General features: G+C 73.5%; 1 protein-coding gene and 1 pseudogene. Both read left to right on the top strand.

Translation table 11 applies throughout. From position 1 onward, the window contains the following. Positions 1-28: 28 nt before the first annotated feature. Positions 29-20,035: pseudogene (locus ACZ61C_RS37125) on the top strand (non-ribosomal peptide synthetase); the annotation flags it as partial. Further along, complete coding sequence (locus tag ACZ61C_RS37120) at positions 20,032-24,003, top strand: non-ribosomal peptide synthetase (RefSeq protein WP_465312579.1); 3,972 nt, start codon at positions 20,032-20,034, stop codon at positions 24,001-24,003. The pseudogene ACZ61C_RS37125 and the gene ACZ61C_RS37120, both read left to right, overlap by 4 nt. Positions 24,004-24,005 lie beyond the last annotated feature (2 nt).

The following is a 24,005-nucleotide window of genomic DNA, read 5'->3' as shown; positions in this document are numbered from 1 at the left end:
CCCACCCGCCGGCAGAACCGAACTGGAGCTGATCTACGTGAACGACGACACCCGGCAGCTGCTGGCGGCCTGGAACGACACCACCACCGACGTCCCGGAGGCGGGCCGCACGCTCGCCCGGCTGCTCGCCGAGCAGGCGGCCCGCACCCCGGACACGACGGCGCTGGTGTTCGAAGGCGCGACCCTGACCTATCGCGCCCTGCACGAGCGAGCCGGCCGGCTCGCGCACCTCCTGGTCGAGCGGGGCGCGGGCCCCGGCGTCTTCACCGGCGTCTGTGCCGACCGCTCCCTTGAGCTCGTCATCGCCCTGCTGGGGGTGCTCAAGGCGGGCGGCGCCTACGTCCCGCTCGACCCGGACTACCCGGCCGACCGGCTGGCCTACATGGTCGCCGACAGCGCCGCGCCGGTCGTTCTCACCCAGACCCGCCACAGAGCCCTTTTCGACGCCGAGACGCTCTGCCTCGACGAGCTCGACCTGACGACCGGCCCGGCCAGCACCGTCGATACGTCCACAAAGGACCTCGCCTACGCCATCTACACCTCCGGCTCCACCGGCCGCCCCAAGGGTGTGCTGGTGCCGCACGAAGGCATCGTCAACCGGCTCGCCTGGACCCAGGCCGAGTACCGTCTCGACGAGACCGACCGCGTGCTGCAGAAGACGCCGTCCAGCTTCGACGTCTCGGTCTGGGAGTTCTTCTGGCCACTGCTGACCGGCGCCACGCTGGTCATCGCACGCCCCGGCGGCCACCGTGACCCCGCCTACCTGGCCGGGCTGATCCGCGCCGAGCGGATCACGACCGTCCACTTCGTCCCGTCGATGCTGCAGGCGTTCCTGCTCGACCCGGCCGCCGCGACCTGCACCGGCCTGCGCCGCGTGCTGTGCAGTGGTGAGGCGCTGCCCGCCGAGCTGCAGGCCCGGTTCTTCGAGACGCTCCCGGGTGTCGAGCTGCACAACCTCTACGGCCCGACCGAAGCCTCCGTCGACGTCACATACTGGGCTTGCGATCGAGCGCAACGGACTGTCCCCATCGGACGGCCGGTGTGGAACACCCGCACCTACGTCCTGGACGCCCGGTTGAACCCGGTCGCGCCCGGTGTCGCGGGAGAGCTGTACCTCGCCGGGATCCAGCTGGCCCGCGGTTACCACGGCCGACCCGGCCTGACGTCCGAACGGTTCGTGGCCAGCCCGTTCGAGCCGGGGGAGCGAATGTACCGCACCGGCGACCTCGCGCGCTGGACGGAAGACGGCGCCCTGGAGTACCTCGGCCGCACCGACCACCAGGTGAAGATCCGCGGCCTGCGCGTCGAGCTGGGCGAGATCGAGGCCGTCCTGGACCGGCAGCCCGGCGTCGGCGGCTCGTGCGTGCTGGCCCGTGAGGACCGCGCGGGTGACCAGCGCCTGGTCGGCTACGTCGTCTCGGACGGCACCCCGGACGTCGAAGCCCTGCGTGCGGCGCTGGCGGAGAACCTGCCGGAGTACATGGTGCCCGCGGCGTTCGTCGTCCTGGCCGAGCTGCCGCTGACCCCGAGCGGCAAGCTCGACCGCAAGGCCCTTCCCGCGCCGGACTGGTCCGCCGCCCGCACCGGCCGCGCCCCGCGTAACCCGCGTGAAGCGGCGCTCTGCGAGCTGTTCTCCGAGATCCTCGGTGTCGACGGCGTCGGCATCGACGACGGCTTCCTCACCCTCGGCGGCCACTCCCTCCTCGCCGCCAAGCTCGTCTCCCGCATCCGCACGACCCTCGGCGTCGAGGCCGGCATCGGTGACGTCTTCCGCGCGCCGACCCCGGCCGGCCTGGCCGAACTGCTCGAAGACGCCCCGGAAGCGCGCCCGGCCCTGACCCCGCGCCCGCGCCCCGAGCCGATGCCGCTGTCGTTCGCGCAGCGCCGGCTGTGGTTTCTCGACCAGGCCGACACGCGCAACGCGAGCTACCACATCCCGCAGGCCGTCCGCCTGACCGGCCCGATCGACGCCGACGCGCTGCGGAGCGCTGTCGAAGACGTCGTCGCCCGGCACGAAACCCTGCGCACGATCTTCACGAGCGACGGCGACGAGCCCGCGCAGCACATCCTGCCGGAAGGCGAAGTCCCGTGGGCTCTCGAAACGTCCACCGAGGACACTCTCGCCGCCGACCTGACCGCCGCCACCGAGGCCGCCTTCGACCTCGCCCGCGAACTCCCGATCCGCGCCACGCTCTTCAGCCTGAACGCCGAAGAAGTGGTGCTGCTGCTGGTCGTGCACCACATCGCGAGTGACGGCTGGTCCTTCGCCCCGCTCCTGCGCGACGTGTCGACCGCGTACGCGGCCCGTGTCGCAGGCCAGAGTCCGAAGTGGACTCCGATGCCGGTGCAGTACGCGGACTACACGCTGTGGCAACAGGAACTCCCCGTCGAGCGCGACCTCGCCTACTGGCGCGACGCTCTCGCCGGACTCCCCGAAGAGCTGCCGCTGCCCGCCGACCGCCCGCGCCCGGCCGTCGCGAGCCACCGCGGCGGCGTCGTCCCGGTGGACGTGCCCGCGGACGTCCACCGCAGCCTCGCGGACCTGGCCGCGGCCGAAGGCGCGACGCTGTTCATGGTCCTGCAGGCCGCGTTCGCCGCGCTGCTCACCCGCCTCGGCGCCGGCGACGACGTCCCGGTCGGCTCCCCGGTGGCCGGTCGCACCGACGCCGCGCTCGACGACCTCGTCGGGTTCTTCGTCAACACCGTCGTCTTGCGCACCGCCACCGGCGGCGACCCGACGTTCCGCGAGCTCCTCGACCGCGCCCGCGAGACGTGCCTGGCCGCGTTCGAGCACTCCGAGGTGCCGTTCGAGCGCGTCGTCGAAGAGCTGAACCCGGCCCGCTCGCTGGGCCGCCACCCGCTGTTCCAGGTGCTGCTCGTCCTGCAGAACAACGTCGCCGCCGAGCTCGGCATCAACGGCGTCCGGTCCACCGGAGAGCGCGTCGACATCGGGTACGCGAAGTTCGACCTGGCCGCGATCTTCGAAGAGCGCGACGGCGAGTTGACCGGCCTGCTGGAGTACGCGAGCGACCTGTTCGACCGCGCCACCGCCGCGACGCTGGCCGGCCGGCTGGTGCGCGTCCTCACCGCCGTCGCCGCGAACCCGGACACGCGCCTCGGCGACCTCGACCTCCTCGACGCCGCCGAGCGCGCCCAGGCCGTCACCGGCGGCAGGCCCGCCCCCGCCGCGCCGGCCGCCACCCTGCACGAGCTGGTCGAGAGCCACGCTCGCCGCACCCCGGACCGCACCGCGCTGCTGTTCGAGAACGAGGCCGTCACCTACGCCGAGCTGGACGCCCGCGCGAACGGCGTGGCCGCCCACCTGGCCGGCGTCCGGGCCGGGCGGATCGTCGCGATCTGCCTCGACCGCGGTCCCGAGCTGGTCGCCGCGATCCTCGGTGTGCTCAAGGCCGGCTGCGGCTACACGCTCTTGGACCCCTCGTTCCCGGCCGAGCGGCGGCAGCTGCTGGCCGACCAGGTGGGCACTCCGCTGGTCCTCGACGACTTGTCCACTGTGGACGCCGTCGCGCCTGCGCCGGTGCGGCACACCGACCCGGCCGGGCCCGCCTGCGTCATGTTCACCTCCGGCTCGACCGGCACGCCGAAGGGTGTTGTCGCCTCTCACGAAGCCGTCGTGACGACCATCCTCGGCCAGGGCTACACCGGCGACGTCTGGCTGCAGACCGCGCCGGTCTCCTGGGACGCGTTCGCGTTCGAGCTGTTCGGCGCGCTGCTCACCGGCGCGACCTGTGTCCTGCAGCCCGGCCCGAAGCCCGAGCCCGCGCTCATCGCCGACCTGGCCGAGCGGCACGGCGTCACGACGATGTTCGCCTCGGCCAGCCTGCTGAACTTCCTCCTCGACGAGTACCCGGCAGTGTTCTCGCAGGTCAGCGACGTCTACACCGGCGGTGAGGTCGCCTCGGTCGCGCACCTGGCGAAGGCTCTCGAAAACCACCCGGCGGTGGCGTTCCACAACGCTTACGGGCCGGTGGAGAACATGATCTTCGTCAGCTGCCACCGTGTCACGGCGGCCGACCTCACCGGCGCGCCCATCCCGATCGGCACGCCGCTCAACGGCAAGCGCGCGTACGTCCTGGACGAGCGGCTGCGGCCGGTCGCGCCCGGCGTGGTCGGCGAGCTGTATGCGGCGGGCGGCGGCATCGCGGACGGTTACGTCGGTCGTTCCGACCTGACCGCCGTCCGGTTCGTGGCCAGCCCGTTCGAGCCGGGGGAGCGGATGTACCGCACCGGCGACCTGGTGCGCCGCCGCGCCGACGGGGTCCTCGAGTACGCCGGCCGCGCCGACGACCAGGTCAAGATCCGCGGGTTCCGCGTCGAGCCGGGTGAGATCCGGACGGCGCTGGGCACGCACCCGGCCGTCACCGAGTCCGCCGTCGTCGTCCGCGAGGACCGGCCCGGCCAGAAGCTCCTGGTCGCCTACGTCGTGGGCGAGCCGGCCGACTTCCGTGCCCACCTCGCCGAGCGGCTGCCGGAGCACCTCGTGCCGAGCGCGTTCGTCCTGCTCGACGCGCTGCCGCTGACCCCCAACGGCAAGCTGGACCGCCGCGCGCTGCCCGCGCCCGACCGCACGACCACCAGCCGCGCGCCGCGCACCCCGCGTGAGGAGGTCCTTTGTGGACTTTTCGCCGACGTGCTCGGCGTCGCAAACGTCGGCGTCGACGACGGCTTCTTCACCCTCGGCGGGCACTCGCTGCTCGCCGCCCGGCTCGTCGCCCGCGTCGGCGCGATGCTCGGGGTCCGGATCGGCGTCGCGGACGTCTTCCGCGCCCCGACCGTCGCCGGGCTGGCCGCGGTGCTCGACACCGCCCGCGCGGCCCGCCCCGCCGTCGTGGCCCGGCCGCGCCCGGACGTCCTGCCGCTCTCGTCGGCGCAGCGCAGCCTGTGGTTCGTCGAGCAGCTCGACCAGGCCGGCGCCACCTACAACGTCCCGCGTGCGGTGCGGCTGACCGGCGCCCTCGACGTCGCCGCGCTGCGCCAGGCGTTCGCCGACGTCGTCGAGCGGCACGAGGCGCTGCGGACGGTCTTCCCGGACACCGACGGTGTGCCCCGCCAGGAGATCCGCCCGCTCACCGAGCTGCCGTGGACGGAGTCGGCCACCGACGTGTCCGAGTTCGCCGCGCGCGCGTTCGACCTGGCCGCCGACCTGCCGATCCGCGCCGCGCTGATCCCCGACGGTGACGAGCACGTCCTGGTGCTCGTCACCCACCACATCGCCGGCGACGGCTGGTCGTTCGGCCCGCTGCTGCGCGACCTGTCGACCGCGTACACATCCCGCGTCGTCGGCGAAGGTCCGAAATGGACGCCGTTGCCGGTGCAATACGCGGACTACGCGCTGTGGCAACAGGACCTCACCGACGACTCCCTCGACTACTGGGCCGACGCGCTCGCCGGTCTGCCCGACGAGATCTCGCTGCCCTTCGACCACCCGCGCCCGCCGGTCGCGAGCCACCGCGGCGCGACCGTCCCGGTGACCCTCGGCGCGGACCTGCACGCCCGGCTCCTGCAGCTCGCCCGCGGCGAGCACGCGACGCTGTTCATGGTGCTGCAGGCCGGGTTCGCGGCGCTGCTGTCCCGCCTCGGCGCAGGGGACGACGTCGCCGTCGGCACCCCGTCGGCGGGCCGGCCGGACGCCGCGCTCGACGACCTCGTCGGCTTCTTCGTCGAGACCCTGGTGCTGCGGACCGACCTCAGTGGCGACCCGAGCTTCACCGAGCTGGTGCGCCGGGTCCGGGAGAGCTCGCTCAAGGCGTTCGACCACGCCGACGTCCCGTTCGAGCGGGTCGTCGAGCGGCTCAACCCGGCCCGCTCGACCGCGCGGCACCCGTTGTTCCAGGTGATGCTGGCGCTGCAGAACAACGTCGCGGCGAACCTGGCCCTGCCCGGCGTGGCCGTGGCCGACGTGCCGGTGGCCACCGCGACGGCGAAGTTCGACCTGACGCTGAACCTGGAGGAGACCACCGCCGGGATCGGGGGGTACCTCGAGTACGCGACCGACCTCTTGGACCCGGGTACCGCGGCCGACCTGGCCGAGCGGTTCGTCCGCCTGCTCACCGCCGCGGTCGCCGCCCCGGACGTCGCGCTGTCCACTGTGGACCTGCTGTCGGACGGCGAGCGCAAGGCCATCGAGACGGCGAACAGCGAGACGGCCCGGCCACGGCCGGACACTTCGGTGATCGAGCTGTTCGAGACGCAGGCCGCGGCCACCCCGGACGCGCCCGCCCTGCAGTTCGGCGGCACAACCCTGACCTACGCCGAACTGAACGCCCGGGCCAACCAGCTCGCCCACCGCCTGGCCGCGCGCGGCGCCGGGCCGGAGAGGTACGTCGCCCTCGCCCTGCCCCGCGACGAACAGCTGATCATCGCGATGCTGGCCGTGCTCAAGACCGGCGCGGGCTACCTCGCGCTCGACCTGGAGTACCCGGAGGACCGGCTGGCGATGATGCTGGAGGACGCCGCCCCGGCCCTGGTCCTGAGCTGCGACGACCTCGTCTTCGACGGCCCGGCGGAGAACCTGCCGCACACCGCGTCGCCGGACAGCCCGGCCTACGTGATCTTCACCTCCGGCTCGACCGGCCGCCCCAAGGGCGTCGTCGTCCCGCGCCGGCCGCTGCTGAACTTCCTGCTGGACATGGTCGACCGCTTCGCGATGAGCCCGGGCGACCGGCTGCTGGCCGTCACGACCGTCGGCTTCGACATCGCCGGCCTGGAGATCTTCGCGCCGCTGCTGGCCGGGGCCACGGTCGTCCTCGCGAGCCGCGACGACGTCCGCGACACCCGCGCCCTGGCCGCCCTGGCCGAGGACGGCGTCACGCTCCTGCAGGCGACGCCGAGCCTCTTCCACGCGCTGCTGGCCGAGCCCGTCGACCTCACGAGCGTGCACGTCCTGGTCGGCGGCGAAGCCCTGCCGGACGACCTGGCCGTCGAGCTGCGGGCCCGGGCCGCGTCGGTGACCAACATGTACGGCCCGACCGAGACGACGATCTGGTCCACCACCGCCCGCGTCGGCGAAGGCGCGCCGACCATCGGCACGCCGATCGCGAACACCCAGGTCCACGTGCTGGACCGCGCGCTGCGGCCGGTCCCGGCGGGTGTGCCGGGTGAGCTGTACCTCGCCGGTGACGGCGTCGTGCGCGGTTACCTCGGCCGCCCGGACCTCACCGCGGACCGGTTCGTCGCGTCGCCGTTCGCGCCGGGGGAGCGGATGTACCGCACCGGCGACCTGGTCGCCCGCCGCCGCGACGGCGAGATCCGGTTCCTCGGCCGGGTCGACCACCAGGTCAAGATCCGCGGCTTCCGCATCGAGCTGGGCGAGATCGAGGCCGTGCTGGCCACGCACCCGGCCGTCGCACTGCGCGCGGTCGTCGTCCGCGAAGACCGGCCCGGCGACAAGCGCCTGGTCGCCTACGTCGTGCCCAGCGAGCCGGTCGAGGTCGAGGATCTGCGCCGGCACCTGGCCGCCGCGCTGCCCGGGTACATGGTGCCGTCGGCGTTCGTGCTGCTCGACGAGCTACCGCGGACGCCGAACGGCAAGCTCGACCGCAAGGCTCTCCCCGCGCCGGCGTTCGAAACCGCTGCGGGCCGGGTTCCGTGCACCGCTCGTGAGCACGCGCTGTGCGAACTGTTCGCCGAGGTCCTCGGCGCGCCCGAGGTCGGCATCGACGACGGCTTCTTCGACCTGGGCGGCCACTCGCTGCTGGCCACCCGGCTGGCCGGGCGGATCCGCGCGGTGCTGGGCCTCGACGTCACCGTGCGGGCGCTGTTCGCGAACCCGACGGTCGCCGGGCTGAGCGAAAGCCTCGGGGACGCCGTCGCGGCGCGCCCGGCGATCACCCGCCGCGAGCGGCCCGACCGGCTTCCGCTGGCTCCCGGTCAGGAACGGTTGTGGTTCCTGTCCCGGATGGACAGTGCGGACACCGCGTACCACATGCCGATCGCGCTGCGGCTGCGCGGCGACGTCGACGCTGCCGCGCTGGCGGCCGCACTGTCCGATGTGGCCGGTCGGCACGAAGCCCTGCGCACGTACTACGCCGAGGACGAATCCGGGCCGTACCAGGTAGTCCTCGACTCCTACGAGGTCCCGTTCGAGGTCGGCGCCGGCTCGGTCGCCGACGCCGCTCGGACGCCGTTCGACCTGGCCGCCGCGCCGCCGGTGCGGTCGTGGTTGTTCAGTGAGGGTGACGAGCACGTCCTGCTCGTGCTCACCCACCACATCGCCGGGGACGGCTGGTCGATCCCGGTCCTGCTGCGCGACCTGGCCGACGCCTACGCGGCCCGGCTCGACGGCCGCGCGCCGGAGTGGATGCCGCTGCCGGTCCAGTACGCGGACTACACGCTGTGGCAACGAGAACTCGACAGCGACGTCGCATATTGGACGGCCGCGCTCGCCGGGGTGCCCGAAGAACTCGCCCTGCCCTACGACCGCGTCCGGCCCGCCACCGCGGACCACACCGGCGGCTCGGCGGCGATCGAGATCCCGGCCGAGCTGCACGCGCGGCTCCTGGAGCTGGCCGCCGGGCAGCGCGCGACGCTGTTCATGGTCCTGCAGGCCGCGCTCGCCACCCTGCTCGCGCGGTTCGGCGCCGGTGACGACATCCCGATCGGCACCCCCGTCGCGGGTCGTCCGGACCCGGTTCTCGACGACCTGGTCGGCTTCTTCGTCAACACCCTTGTCCTGCGGACGGACCTCAGCGGCGCGCCGGCGTTCACCGAGCTGCTGGACCGCGTCCGGGAAGCCGACCTGAGCGCGTTCGAGCACGACGACGTCCCGTTCGAGCGCCTGGTCGAGGAGCTGAACCCGGCCCGCTCGGCGTCGCGGCACCCGCTGTTCCAGGTGATGCTGGTGCTGCAGCAGGAGAACCCGCCCGTCGCACTGTCCGGTGTGGACACCGAGCCGTACGAGGTGACCCGCTCGGTCGCCAAGTTCGACCTCACCGTCGCGCTGGAGGACCACGGCGACGGAATCACCGGTGCGTTCGAGTACGCGACCGCGCTGTTCGACGCCGCCACCGCCGAGCGCCTGGCCACCGCGTTCGTCCGGCTGCTGGGGCAGATCGCCGACGCGCCCGCGACGTCGGTCGCGGCGTTCGACGTGCTCACCGCGGCCGACCGCGACCTTGTGCTGACCTCGGGCCACGCGGTCCAGGTGAGCGCCGCGCCGGAGGAGTGCCTGCACACGATCGTCGAGCGCCAGGACCCCGAGGCCGTCGCGATCCTGTTCGAGGGCGAGACGCTGACCTACGGCGAGCTGAACGCCCGTGCCAACCGGGTCGCCCACCACCTGCTGGACGACGGCGTCCGCCGCGGCGAGGTCGTCGGTGTCCTGTTCGACCGCGGCTTCGACTTCGCTGCCGCAGTGCTGGGCGTGCTCAAGTCCGGCGCCGCGTACACCCTGCTGGACCCGAGCTACCCGGCCGAGCGCCTGGCCGCCGTCACCGAGCAGGCCGGCGTGCGGCGGGTCCTGACGGCGATCCCGGACCACCCGGACGCGGCCGACCCCCACGTCGAGCTGACCCCGGCCGACCTGGCCTGCGTCATGTTCACCTCGGGCTCCACCGGTGTGCCCAAGGGCGTTGCCACGTCGCACCGCGGGGTCGTCGCGACCATGGGCCAGGGCTACGCCACCTTCGACGCGGACCAGGTGTGGCTGCAGTGTGCGCCGGTGTCGTGGGACGGCTTCGCGCTGCAGCTGTTCGGCGCGCTGCTCTACGGCGGCCGGACGGTCCTGCAGCCCGGCCAGAACCCCGAGCCGGACCGCATCGCCGCGCTGGTCGTCGAGCACGGCGTCACCGTCCTGCACGCTTCGGCGAGCCTGTTCAACTACCTCCTGGACCAGGAACCGCAGGTCTTCTCGGTGCTGCGCCGCGCCATGACCGGCGGCGAGCCGGCGTCCGTCGAGCACGTCACGAAGGCGCTGCGCGAGTACCCGGACGTCGCGCTGATCAACGGCTACGGCCCGGCCGAAAGCATGGGCTACACGACGTTCCACCCGATCACCGTGGCCGACCTCGGCGGGACCGCGATCCCGATCGGCCGGCCGGTGGCGAGCAAGCGCGCCTACGTCCTCGACGCGCACCTCGCCCTCGCCGCGCCCGGTGTCACGGGTGAGCTGTACCTCGCGGGCCACGGCCTCGCCGACGGCTACCGCGGCCTGCCCGGCGCCACCGCCGAGCGGTTCGTCGCGTCGCCGTTCGTGGCGGGGGAGAGGATGTACCGCACCGGCGACCTCGTGCGCTGGCGTGCCGACGGCGTCCTCGAGTACGTCGGCCGCGCCGACGACCAGGTCAAGGTCCGTGGCTTCCGCGTCGAACCCGGTGAGGTCCGGGCCGTGCTGGCCCGCCACGACGGGGTCGAGCAGGCCGCGGTCGTCGTCCGCGACGGTCGGCTGATCGGCTACGTCGTCGGTGCGGCCGAACCGGCCGAGCTGCGGGCCTACCTGGCCGACCGGCTGCCGGACTACCTGGTGCCGTCGGCGATCGTGCCGCTGGCCGAGCTGCCCCGGACCGCGAACGGCAAGCTGGACCGCCGCGCGCTACCCGCCCCGGACTTCGCGGCCGGCTTGCGCCGCCGGCCGCGGACCGTGACCGAGAACGTCCTCTGTGGACTCTTCGCCGAGGTGCTCGGGCTGCCCGAGGTCGGTCTCGACGACGGCTTCTTCGACCTGGGCGGGCATTCGCTGCTGGCGGCCCGGCTGATCGGCCGCGTCCGCGCCGTGCTCGGGGTCGAGCTCGGCATCCGCGACCTGTTCCGCACCCCGGCTGTCGCCGGGCTCGCCGAAGTCCTCGGTGACGCCGCTCCGGCGCGGCCGCCGGTGACCCGCCGCGACCGGCCCGACCGGCTGCCGCTGTCGTTCGCGCAGCAGCGGCTGTGGTTCGTCGACCAGGCCGAGGAGGCCAACGCCGGGTACGACGTCCCGCGTGCGCTGCGCTTGCGCGGCTCCCTGGACGTGGCCGCCCTGCAAGCCGCGGTGGCCGATGTCGTGCAGCGGCACGAGTCGCTGCGGACGGTGTTCCCGTCCCATGAAGGCGAGCCGTGGCAGAAGATCCTGACCGCGCCCGCGGTGCCGTGGACGCTCACCCGGTCCACCGAGGACTCGTTGCCGGAGGTGCTCGCGGAAGCCGCCGCGCACGTGTTCGACCTGCGGACCGAGCTGCCGATCCGGGCGCACCTGGTCTCGGTGGCCGCCGAGGACCACGTGCTGCTGCTGGTGCTGCACCACATCGCCTCCGACGGCTGGTCGGCCGCACCGCTGTGGCGCGACCTGGCCACCGCCTACGCGGCCCGCCTCGACGGGGACGCTCCGAAGTGGACACCGTTGCCGGTGCAGTACGCGGACTACACGCTCTGGCAACGAGAAGTCCTCGACGAGCCGGAGATCGCCGGCCAGCTCGCGTTCTGGCGCGACGCTCTCGCCGGGGCGCCCGAGGAGCTGGCGTTGCCCGCCGACCGGGTCCGCCCGGCTGTGGCGAGCCACCGCGGCGGTTCGGTGGAGTTCGCGCTCAGCGCGGATGTCCACGCAGCGCTCGTCGACCTGGCCCGCTCCGGGGGTGCGACGCTGTTCATGGCGCTGCAGGCCGGGTTCGCGGCCCTGCTGTCGCGGCTCGGCGCGGGCGACGACGTCCCGCTCGGGACCGCCGTCGCCGGCCGCGGCGACACGGCGCTCGACGACCTCGCCGGGTTCTTCGTCAACACCCTCGTCCTGCGCACCGACGTCTCCGGGCAGCCGACGTTCCGGCAGCTCCTGGCCCGCGTCCGCGACGCCGGGCTGGCCGCGCTGGCGCACGCCGACGTCCCGTTCGAGCGGGTCGTCGAAGAGGTCAACCCGGCGCGGTCGGCCTCCCGGCACCCGTTGTTCCAGGTGATGCTGGTGCTGCAGAACAACGCCACCGCGCAGCTCAGCCTGCCCGGTCTGGTCACCGAGGGCGTGACGGTCCGCCGTGACGTCGCCAAGTTCGACCTGACCGCGGGCATCGAGGAGAACCACGGTTCGGACGGCACCCCGGCCGGGCTGACCGGGCAGCTGGAGTACGCCGCCGACCTGTTCGACGCGGCGACCGCGGAGTCGATCGCCGCGCGGTTCGCGCGGTTCCTCACCGCGGCTGTGTCTGCTCCGGACGTTCCGCTGGCCGAGCTGGACCTGCTCGCCACCGCGGAACGGGCCGAGCTGCTGGCCTTCGGGACCACGGAGGCCACGGCCCCGGCGATGCGGCTGCACGAGCTGGTCGAGCGGCAGGCGCAGTGGGCGCCGGACGCGACCGCGCTGGTCTTCGAGGGCTCGTCGCTCACCTACGGACAGCTCGACACCGAGGCCAACCGGCTCGCCCGGCACCTCGTCGCCGAGGGCGTCCGGCGCGGGGACCTGGTCGGAGTCCACATCGGACGGTCGCCGCGCCTGGCCGTCGCGCTGCTCGCCGTGCTCAAGGCCGGGGCCGCCTACACCGTGCTGGACACGGACTTCCCGGCCGAGCGTCTGGTCGGCGCGCTGCGGCGGACGTCGGCGGCGGTCGTCTTGACCGACGGACGCGAGCTGCCGTGGCGCCGGATCGACGTCGTCGCCGACGCGGCCGCGATCGCCGTCCGCGACGGTGGTGTCCTCGGTCTGCCCGGCAGCCCGGACGACCTCGCCGTCGTCATGTTCACCTCCGGGTCGACAGGCGTGCCGAAGGCGGTCGCGGCCCCGCACCGCGCGGTGGCCGGCACGCTGACCGGCCAGGACTACGCCGGGTTCGGCCCGGGCGACGTCTGGCTGCAGTGCGCGCCGGTGTCGTGGGACGCGTTCGGCACGCAGCTGCTCGGGCCGCTGCTGGCCGGGGGCACGGTCGTGCTCCAGCCCGGCCAGCGTCCGGAGCCCGCGCTGATCGAGGACCTGGTCGTGGCGCACGGCGTCACGGTCCTGGACGTCTCGGCCAGCCTGTTCGACTTCCTGGTCGACGAGCACCCGGCGGTGTTCGCGACGGTCCGCCGCGCGATGACCGGCGGCGAGGCGGCGTCCCCGGCGCACCTGGCGAAGGTGCTGCGGTCGTACCCGCACGTCGCGGTGGTCAACGGGTACGGGCCCGCCGAGACGATGGGCTTCAGCACGGTCCACACGGTGACGGCGGTCGACGGGCCGGTCCCGATCGGGCGGCCGGTGCTCGGGAAGCACGCGTACGTCCTCGACGCGCGGCTGCGGCCGGTGCCCGCCGGGGTGGTGGGCGAGCTGTACCTCTCGGGTGTCGGCACCGCCCACGGCTACCTCGGGCAGCCGGGGCTTTCCGCGGAGCGGTTCGTGGCGTCGCCGTTCGGGGCGGGGGAGCGGATGTACCGCACGGGCGACCTCGCCCGGTGGAACGCTCTCGGCGTCCTCGAGTACGCGGGCCGAGCCGACGACCAGGTCAAGATCCGCGGCTTCCGCGTCGAGCCCGGCGAGGTGCAGGCCGTCCTGGCCGGCTTCGAGGGGGTCACGCAAGCCGCTGTTGTGGTCCGGGACGGGCTGCTGGTCGCCTACGTCGTGGGCACGGCGGACCCGGCGGTGCTCACCGATCTCGCCGCCGCGCGGCTGCCGGAGCACCTGGTGCCGTCGGTGATCATGCCGCTGGCGGAACTGCCGCGGACCGCGAACGGCAAGCTCGACCGGGCCGCGTTGCCCGCGCCGCAGCGGGTCGTCACCGGGCACGTCGCGCCGCGGAACCCGGTGGAGGTCGCACTGGCCGCGATCTGGGCCGACGTCCTCGGCATTCCGGAGCCCGGGGTGGAGGACAACTTCTTCGCGCTGGGCGGCCACTCGCTGCTGGCGGCGAAGGTGACCGGCCGGATGCGCACGGAGCTCGGCGTGCGGCTCGGCGTCCGGGCGCTGTTCGAGGCTCCGACGATCGCCGCCCTGGCCCGGCTCGTGCCGGCGGCGTCCACTGTGGACGTCGAGCCGATCCCGGCTCGCGAGCACGGGGTCCGGACCCCGCTTTCGCCGGTGCAGCGTGGACTCTGGTTCGCCGAACGGCTGGCCCCGGGCTCGGCGGAGTACCTGGTGCCCCTCGCCCTGCGCATCAACGGCGACCTGGACGAGGGGGCCTTGGCCGGCGCGCTGTCGGCGGTGGTGGCCCGGCACGAAATCCTGCGCAGCCGGTTTGTCGAGGTGGACGGCGAGCCGGCCCAGGTGGTCGACCCGTTACGGCCGCTGCCGCTCCCGGTCACCGAGGTGAGTGACGTCGAGGCCTTCCTCCGGTCCCGGGTCGACACCCCGCTCGACCTCGAACACGGCCCCGTCTTCCGGGCCGCCCTGGGCCGGATCTCCGGCACCGAGCACGTTCTCGTCCTGCTCCTGCACCACATCGTCGCCGATGGGTGGTCCATGGGCATCCTGGCCGCCGAACTCCGCGACCACTACGCCGGGATCCGCCCCGCTGCGCTGCCCGTGCAGTTCGGCGACGTCGCCGCGTGGCAGAACGCCACCTCCGACGAAGCCGGGCTCGCCTTCTGGCAGGAGGCCCTCGACGGCATGCCGCACGTCGCGGAACTGCCCACCGACCGGCCTCGGCCGCTCACCCGGGACATCGCCGGGGCCAAGACCCCGGTGCACGTGCCCGCGGCAACAGCCGGCAAGCTGGCCGCGCTGGGCGCCGAGCACGACGCGAGCCTCTTCATGACCGTCCTCGCCGCCTTCGAGGTCCTGATCAGCCGCTACACCGCGATGCGGGACTTCGCGATCGGCACCCCCGTGTCCGGCCGCAGCCATCCGCAGACCGAGCCGCTCGTCGGCCACTTCGTCAACACCGTCCCCCTGCGCGCCGACCTCACCGGCGACCCGGCGTTCACCGAGCTGCTGCGCCGGGTCCGCGCGGGCACCCTCGCCGCGTTCGACCACGACGACGTCCCGTTCGACCGGATCGTGGAGCTCCTGCGCCCGCAGCGCGACCTCACCCGCACGCCGCTGGTGCAGATCGTGTTCGCCCTGCAGAACAACGAGAAGGCGGGCTGGGCGCTGCCGGGCCTCGACGTCGAACAGCTCGCCGTCGACACCCGGGTGAGCAAGTTCGACCTCGAGCTCGCCCTCGCCCAGGACGCCGACGGCGCCCTGACCGGCATCTTCGAGTACCCGACCGCGCTGTTCGACACCACCACGATCGAGCGGCTGGCCGGCCACTTCACCACCCTGCTCAGGAGGATCGCCGACGCCCCCGAAACCCCGGTCGGCGAGCTGGACCTGCTCGGCGACGCCGAGCGCACGCACCTGGTGCAGGGCGTCAACAGCACCGACGTCGCCTACGACGAGAGCGTCTGCCTGCACCACCTCATCACCCGGCAGGCGGCGAAGACCCCGCACGCCGTCGCCGTCGAGTACCTGGACGACCACCTCGACTACGCCGGGCTGGAACGCCGGGCCGGCGTCCTCGCCGCCCGGCTGGCCGAGCACGGCGTCGGCCCGGACGTCCCGGTCGGCCTGCGGATGGACCGCTCGATCGACCTGATCGTCGGCCTCGTCGCGATCCTCAAGGCCGGCGGCGCGTTCGTCCCGATCGAGACCGACGCCCCCGAACCCCGGGTCCTCGGCATCCTCGGCGACGCGAACTCACCCGTCTGCTTGGTCGACGAAGGCGCGAAGACCCCGGCCGACAGCCGGATCACTTTCCTCGAAGTGTCCGATTTGGACGGGGAAGCGCCGGAGCCGGACGACACCACCCACCCGGACAACCTGGTGTCGATCTACTACACCTCCGGCTCCACCGGGAAGCCGAAGGGCGTCGCGAGCACCCACCGCGGCTGGGTCAACCGGCTGCGCTGGCACCAGGACACCTACCGCCTCCAGCCGGGCGAAGGCGTCCTGCAGAAGACGACGCTGGTCTTCGACGACTCGGCCGTCGAGTGCCTGTGGCCGCTCATCGTCGGCGGCCGCGTCGCGCTGATCCCGCCGGGCCTGCACCGCGACCCGGCCGCGATCCTGGCCGGAGCGATCAAGCACCAGGTGTCGAACCTGCAGTTCGTGCCCAGCATGCTGACGCTGTTCCTGGAGCAGCTGACCCCGGCCGACCGCGCGGCCCTCAAACCGCTGCGCAATGTCATCACCAGCGGCGAGGCGCTGCAGCCGGAGCTGCTGAAGCTGTTCTTCGACCGGCTGGGCGAGCACGCGACCCTGCACAACCAGTGGGGCGCCACCGAGGTGTCGATCGACTCGACCATGCGCGAGTGTGTCCGCGAAGACCTCGACGGCGCGGGCTCGGTCAGCGTCGGCTCGCCGATCGCGAACAACCAGATCCACGTCCTCGACGAGCACTTCCGGCCGGTCCCGGTCGGCGTCCCCGGTGACCTCTACATCGGCGGTGTCGGCCTGGCCCGGGGTTACCTCGGCGACCCGGGCAAGACGGCGGCGGCGTTCCTGCCCAGCCCGTTCCACCCCGGCGAGCGGCTCTACCGCACCGGTGACCGCGGTCTGCGCACCCCCGACGGCGCGCTGACCTTCCTCGGCCGCCAGGACTCGCAGGTCAAGATCCGCGGCATCCGCGTCGAACCCGGCGAGGTCGAACAGGTGCTGCTGGAGCTGCCGGGCGTGCGCGAAGCGGCCGTCACGGTGTGGCAGCCGTCGCCGGGTGACAAGCGCCTCGCCGGGTATGTCACCGCGCAGGCCGGCGTCACGCTCACCGAGACCACGATCCGCGAGCAGCTGCGCGAGCGCCTGCCCGTCTACCTCGTGCCGACCGCGCTGAGCGTGCTGCCCGAGTTCCCGACCACGACAAGCGGCAAGATCGACCGCAAGGCGCTGCCCGCGCCCGCCGCGGCCGGAGCCGAGTACCGCGCGCCGGAAGGCCCGGTCGCGGAACTCGTCGCCGAGGTGCTGCAGAACGTCCTCGGCGTCGAGCGGGTCGGGGCCGACGACAACTTCTTCGACCTGGGCGGGCACTCCCTGCTGGGTGTCCGGGTGGTGGCCGAGCTGCGCAAACGGCTCTCGGCGGACATCCCGATCCGGCTCATCTTCGACTCGCCCACGGTCGCGGAGCTGGCCGATGCCGTCGGCCGCGCGAGCGAGCGCGACTTCGAGGCGATCCCGAAGCGGCCCGACGGTCCCGCACCCCTCGCGGGGGTCCAGGTCGGCATGTGGCTGGCCGACCGGATGGCGCCGTCCAGCGCGGAGTACCTGGTGCCCAACGCGGTCCGCCTCCGCGGCTCGCTGGACGTCGACGCGCTGGCGGCCGCCCTGACGAAGCTGGTCGAGCGGCACGAGATCCTGCGGACCCGGTTCGTCGAGATCGACGGCGAGCCCAAGCAGGTCGTCGATCCCGCCGGCCCGGTTCCGTTGCCGGTGACCGACATCGACGAGGTGGCGCAGGTCCTGGAGGCGCGGCCCGTCGACCTCGCCACCGGACCGGTGTTCTCGGCGGCGCTCGGCCGGCTGGCCGAGAACGACCACGTCCTTGTGCTGTCGGCCCACCACATCGTGCTCGACGGCTGGTCCGAAGGCCTCCTCGCCGAGGAGCTGCGCGACCTCTACGCGGGCGTCACCCTGCCCCCGTTGCCGGTGCAGTACGCCGACGTCGCGGTCTGGTCCCAGCCGACCGAAGCGGACGTCGAGTTCTGGCGGACGCAGCTCGCCGGGGTGGCGCAGGTGGTGCGGCTGCCCACGGACCGGCCCCGGCCGCCGGTCCGCGACCCGCGAGGTGCGCGGTACGAGTTCAGCGTCCCCGCGGAGCTGGCGAACCGGCTCGGCGAGCTGGGTGCGGGAGCCCGGGCCAGCCTGTTCATGACGCTGCTCGCCGGGTTCCAGGTCCTCGTCTCCCGGCACACCGGACTCCGCGAGTTCGCCATCGGCAGCCCGGTCGCCGGTCGCGACCACCCGGACACCGAGCGGCTGATCGGCCAGTTCGTCAACACCCTCGCCCTGCGCGCGGACCTGACCGGCTCGCCCGGCTTCACCGAACTGCTGGGACGCGTGCGGGAAACCGCGCTGAACTCCTTCAGCCACCAGGAGGTCCCGTTCGACCGGGTCGTCGCCGAGCTGCGCCCCGACCGCGACCCGAGCCGGAACCCGTTGGTGCAGCTGATGTTCGCGCTGCAGACGGTGTCCGAGGGTGGCTGGGAGCTCGGCGACCTGGACTGCGAGCCCCTCGGTGTCGAGACCGGCGCGGCCAAGTTCGACCTCGCCATGGTGCTGCGCGAGCAGCCCACCGGCGCGGTCGACGGCGTCCTCGAATACCCGGTGGCGCTGTTCGACGAGGACACGGTCGCCGGGTTCGCGCAGCGGTACGTCCGGCTCCTGACCGGCTTCGCCGCCGAGCCGGACCGCCCGGTGGACCGTGTCACGATGCTCGACGCGGCCGAGGTCACTCCGCTCGACGGCAACGCGCCGGGTGGGACGTTCGCCGGGCTCGTCGAGGCGCAGGTGCGGCGGAATCCCGATGCCCCGGCCGTGGTGGCCGGACCGGACTCCCTCACCTACGGCGAACTGGACAAGGCCGCCAACCGCGTGGCCCGCGTCCTGCGGAGCCGCGGCGCCGCACCGGAGACGGTGGTCGCGCTGCTGCTGCCGCGCTCGGCCGACCTGGTCGTCGCCCAGCTGGCGGTCGTCAAGACCGGCGCGGCCTTCCTCCCGGTCGACCCCGGCTACCCGGAAGAGCGCATCCGCTACATGCTCGACGACGCCGACCCGGTGCTCACTCTCCGGGAGCTGCCGGAGTCCACAATGGACGACAGTCCGCTGGACGTCGAAGTCGAGCCGGCGAACGCGGCGTACGTCATCTACACGTCGGGTTCGACGGGACGGCCGAAGGGCGTCGTCGTCAGCCACGCCGGCCTCGCCACGCTGGTCGCCAACACCGTCGACGCCTACCGGGTCGGCCCCGGCGACCGGGTGCTGCAGTACGTGTCCCCGAGCTTCGACGCGTCGATCCTCGAGCTGTGCGCGTCGCTGATGACCGGCGCCGCGCTGGTCGTCACCCCGCCGGGCCCGCTGCTGGGCGACCAGCTGCGGGACGTCCTCGCCGAGGGCCGCGTGACGCACGCGCTGATCCCGCCCGCGGCCCTGGCCACGGTCGAGGACCCGGACCTGCCGGACTTCCGCACGGTCGTGGTCGGCGGCGACGTCTGCCCGCCGGAGCTGGTCGCGAAGTGGGCGCCGGGTCGCCGGATGCTCAACATGTACGGCCCGACCGAAGCCACGGTCGTCTCGACGGTCAGCGAGCCCCTGGTGGTGGGCGAGCAGGTCACCATCGGCCGCGCCCTGGACCACACCGGAGCCTACGTCCTCGACGACCGGCTCCAGCCGGTGCCGCCGGGTGTGGCGGGCGAGCTGTACGTCGCGAGCCCGGGCCTGGCCCGCGGTTACCTCGGGCGGCCGGGACTGACGGCCCAGCGGTTCGTCGCGAACCCGGCCGGCGGCCGGATGTACCGCACCGGCGACCTCGTCCGCCGCACTCGCGCCGGGAACCTGGAGTTCCTCGGCCGGACCGACGACCAGGTCAAGATCCGCGGTTTCCGCATCGAGCTCGGCGAGGTCGAGTCCGCGCTGCGGGCCCACCCGGCGCTCACCGCGGCGGTCGTGCTCGCCAAGCCGGACCCGGCCGGGCAGAAGCGGCTGGTCGCCTACACCGTCGGCGACGTCACCGCCGCCGACCTGCGGACCTTCCTGGCCCGGCGCCTGCCGGACCACCTGGTGCCGTCGGCCTTCGTCGTGCTGGACGCCATGCCGGTCAACGCCAGCGGCAAGCTCGACCGGGCCGCGCTGCCCGAACCGGCCGAGGAGTCGGCGGACTACGTCGCTCCCGGCAGTCCCGAGGAGCAGCTGATCGCCGACATCTGGGCCGAGGTCCTGGGTGTGCGCCGCGTCGGGCTCGGTGACGACTTCTTCGCACTGGGCGGGCATTCCGTGCTCGCCGCCAAGGTCCGCATGCGGCTGCAGGCCGCCTTCGGCGTGGACCTGCCCCTGCCCGTGCTGTTCCAGACCACCACGGTCGCCGCGCTCGCCGCCGTGGTCCACACCGAGATCGAGGCCGAGCTCGCCGGCATGTCCGAGCAGGAGCTCCTCGACTCCCTCACCGAGGAGGCCAGCGCATGACCACGTTCGACACCCGCCCCGCCGACGCCGATCGGGCGGCCCGGCTGCGGGCCGCGGTGCTCGCGAAGCGCCTGCGCGGACGCGCCACCGCGCCGGTCCGCACCTTCGGCCGCGCCGACCGCGACGTCCCGCTCCCGCTGTCGGCCGGGCAGCAGCGCCTGTGGTTCCTCGACCGCCTCGACCCGGACAGCGCCGAGTACGCGGTCCCGCTCCTGCTCCGGCTGGACGGCGCCCTCGACGTCGGCGCGCTCCAGCACGCGCTCGACGCCCTCGTGGCCCGGCACGAGATCCTGCGCACCACCTACCTCGCGGAGGACACCAAGCCGCGGCAGGTGATCGGGGCGCCGGAGCCGGTCGAGCTGCCGGTGGTCGAGGGTGACCTGGAAGCGGTGCTGGCGGAGTACGTCGGCCGGCCGTTCGACCTCGCCGCCGGGCCGGTGTTCCGCGCCCTGCTGGTCCGCGAGGCGCCCGAGCGGCACGTGCTGGCGCTGAACGTCCACCACATCGCTTGCGACGGCTGGTCGCTGCCGATCCTGCTCGAGGACCTGCGCAAGCTCTACACCGGCGCCGAGCTTCCGCCGATCGAACTGTCCTATGCGGACTTCGCCGTCTGGGAGCAGTCCCGGGTGGACGCTCACGACGCGGATCTCGCCTACTGGAAGGAGCGGCTCGCCGGCCTGGAGACCTTGGAGCTGCCCGCCGACCGCCCGCGGCCGGCCCAGCGTGACCCCCACGGCGCGTCGGCCCGCTTCACCATTCCGGCGGCCGCCGCCGAAGCGGTGCTGAACCAGGGAAAGAGCACGGGTGCGACGCCGTTCGTGACCCTGCTCGCCGCCGCGTACGTCGTGCTCGGGAGGCACACCGGGCGAGAGGACATCGCCGTCGGCACCCCGGTCGCGGGCCGTGGCTGGGCCGAGCTGGAGCACATGGTCGGGTTCTTCGTGAACACCGTCGTCGCCCGCGGCGACCTCTCCGGCGACCCGGACTTCGGCACCCTCGCCGACCGCGTCCGCGTGGCCCGGCTGGCCGACCAGGCCCACGAGGACCTGCCGTTCGAGCGTCTCGTCCAGGAGCTGGCCCCGGAGCGCGACCTCGCGCACACCCCGGTCGTCCAGGTGATGTTCGCGGTCTACGACTCGTCGTCGGGGGAGGCCTCCCTGGGCGACCTCGCCGTCTCGCCGGTGGACCTGGCTTCGAGCACCGCCAAGTTCGACCTGATGATTTCCTTCGTCCGCCAGGCCGACGGATCCGTCGAAGGTGTCCTCGAGTACGCGACGGCGTTGTTCGACCAGGCCCGGATGGACCGCATGGGCGAGCACTTCGTCCGGCTCTTCACCGAGCTCGCCGAGAAGCCCGGCGCCCGGCTGTCCGAAGTGGACGTCCTCGGCGCGGACGAGCGGACACTGCTCCTCGACACCTGGAACGCCACCGCCGAGCCCTACCTGCGCGGCACGCTGCACGGGCGGATCGCCGAGCAGACCGCGTCGAACCCGGACGCGATCGCCGTCCGCTGCGGCGCGGCCGAGCTGACCTACGCCGACCTCGAAACCCGGGCGACCCGGCTCGCCCAGCGGCTGCGCGCCCACGGCGTCGGCGTCGAAACCCCGGTCGGCGTGCTCTGCGAACGCGGCCCGCTGCTGCTGCCGGTCCTGCTGGCGATCCTCAAGACCGGTGGCCACTACATCCCCCTCGACCCGGCCTACCCGCGGGACCGCAAGGAGTACATGCTGCGCCAGGCCGGCGCCCGCGTCCTCGTCACCACCCGCCGGTACGCCGGCGAGGACCTCGGAGACGTCGTCGTCTACGCCGACGAGCCGGTCGCCGACGACCCGGTGCCGTGGCAGGACCCGGTGGTCGACCCGGAGAACCTCGCCTACGTCATCTACACCTCCGGCTCGACCGGGCGGCCCAAGGGCGTGATGATCAGCCACCGCGGGGTGCTGCACTACCTCGACTGGTGCCGCCAGGCCTACCGCGCCGACGAGGGAGACGGCGCGCCCGTGCATTCGTCGCTCGCCTTCGACCTCACCGTCACCGGGCTGTTCCTGCCGCTGCTGTGCGGCACGACCGTGACGCTGGTGCCGGAGGACGAGCACCCGGTGGCCGGCCTCGCGGACGTGCTGTCGAGCGGCCGGAAGTTCAGCTTCGTCAAGCTCACCCCGGCCCACCTCGAACCGCTGCGCCGCTGTCTGGAGCCCGAAGCGGCGGCCGCGGCCGCGCACCTGGTCGTCGGCGGTGAGCAGCTCACCGCCGAGGCCCTGGAGTTCTGGCGCGAGAACGCCCCCGACGTCGTGGTGGCCAACGAGTACGGCCACACCGAGACGTCCGTGGCGAACGTGATCAACCTGCTGCCCGCCGCCGAGTGCGTCACCACGCCGATCTCGGTCGGCCGGCCGATCTGGAACACCGAGGTCTACCTCCTCGACGAGCACCTGCGGCCCGTCCCGGCCGGCGTCACCGGTGAGCTGTACGCGGGCGGCGCGGGAGTCGCGCGCGGCTTCGCGGGCAGCCCCGGCCTGACCGCGGCCAAGTACGTGCCCAACCCGTTCGGCCCCGGCCGCCTCTACCGCAGCGGTGACCTCGCCCGGTACCTGCCGGACGGCCGGCTGGAGTTCGTCGGCCGCACCGACCACCAGGTCAAGGTGCGCGGCTACCGCATCGAGCTGGGCGAGATCGAGGCCGCGCTGGTCGGCGGCCCCGGCGTCACCGAGGCGGTCGCCGTGGTCCGTGACGGCGCGCTCGCCGGCTACGTCGCGCCGTCCACTGTGGACGCTGAAGCGCTGCGTTCGCACCTGTCCGAGCGGCTGCCGGAGTACATGGTCCCGTCGACCTTGACCACTTTGGACTCCCTGCCGCTGACGTCCAACGGCAAGATCGACCGCGTCGCGCTGCCCGTCCCCGACGCCGCGCCGGTGCCGACGTCCGGCGTCCTCCCGCGCGACGAGCTGGAAATGGCGCTGGCGAAGCTGTGGGAAGACCTGCTGGGCCGGAAGGTCGGCGTCACCGACGGCTTCTTCGACGTCGGCGGCCATTCGCTGCTGGCCGTGGTGCTGGTCGACCGGATCAAGGCCGAGCTGGGCGCGACCGTCGGGCTGGCCGAGGTCTTCCGCGCCCCGACCATCCGGGCGCTGGCCGACCTCATCCGCGCCGGCGGCAGCGGCGGAGGGCTGGTCGTCCCGCTCTCGCCGGGCCGCGCGGGTGTCGCGCCGCTGTTCCTGCTGCCGCCGACGGCCGGAAGCCCGTTCCCGTACCTGCAGCTCGTGGCCGAGCTGGACCCGGCGCTGCCGGTGTTCGGCCTGCAGGCGCCCGGGTTCGCCCCCGGCGAGGACCCGGTGCACACCATCGAGGAGCTGGCCGCGGCCTTCGTCGCCGACCTGCTGCCGGTCGCCGGCGACCTTCCCATCCGGCTCGCGGGCTGGTCCCAGGGCGGGTCGGTGGCGTTCGAAATGGCCGCCCAGCTGGAAAAAGCGGGCCGTGCGGTCGAGCACCTGTGTGTCATCGACGCGACCGTCCTCGGGGTCGACGACTACGGCAACCCGCTCCCGGAGGTCGACACCAGCGACCCCCTCGCGTGGTTCGGCGAGGCCGTGCTGAAGCTGGCCCCGGGGGCCGTCGACACGCTCGACGAGATGCTTGCCGAGGCCCGCGACCGCGGCATGGTCTCGGAGGTGGCGGGCAACGCCGTCGTCGAGCAGATGGCGCGGGTGTACCTGGCCGGCAAGGACGCCGTCGAGTCCTACCGCTGCCGCGCGGTCGTCGAGACCGGCATCCACCTCATCACCTCCACCGGCACCCACCCGGTGAAGGGCCGCCCGGAGGTGCGGCCGGAGAGCTGGCGCGCCCGCACGCGCGGCGAGCTCACGGTGACGCCGGTGCCGGGCCACCACTGGGACATGGTCGAACCGCCGCACGTGGCGGAGCTGGCCCGGGCCGTGCTGGCCGGGCTGGCCGTGACCGCCGACGAGTGAAG

Source organism: Amycolatopsis sp. NPDC104587 (assembly GCF_055583645.1).
This window is presented reverse-complemented; position numbering and strand designations above follow the sequence as displayed.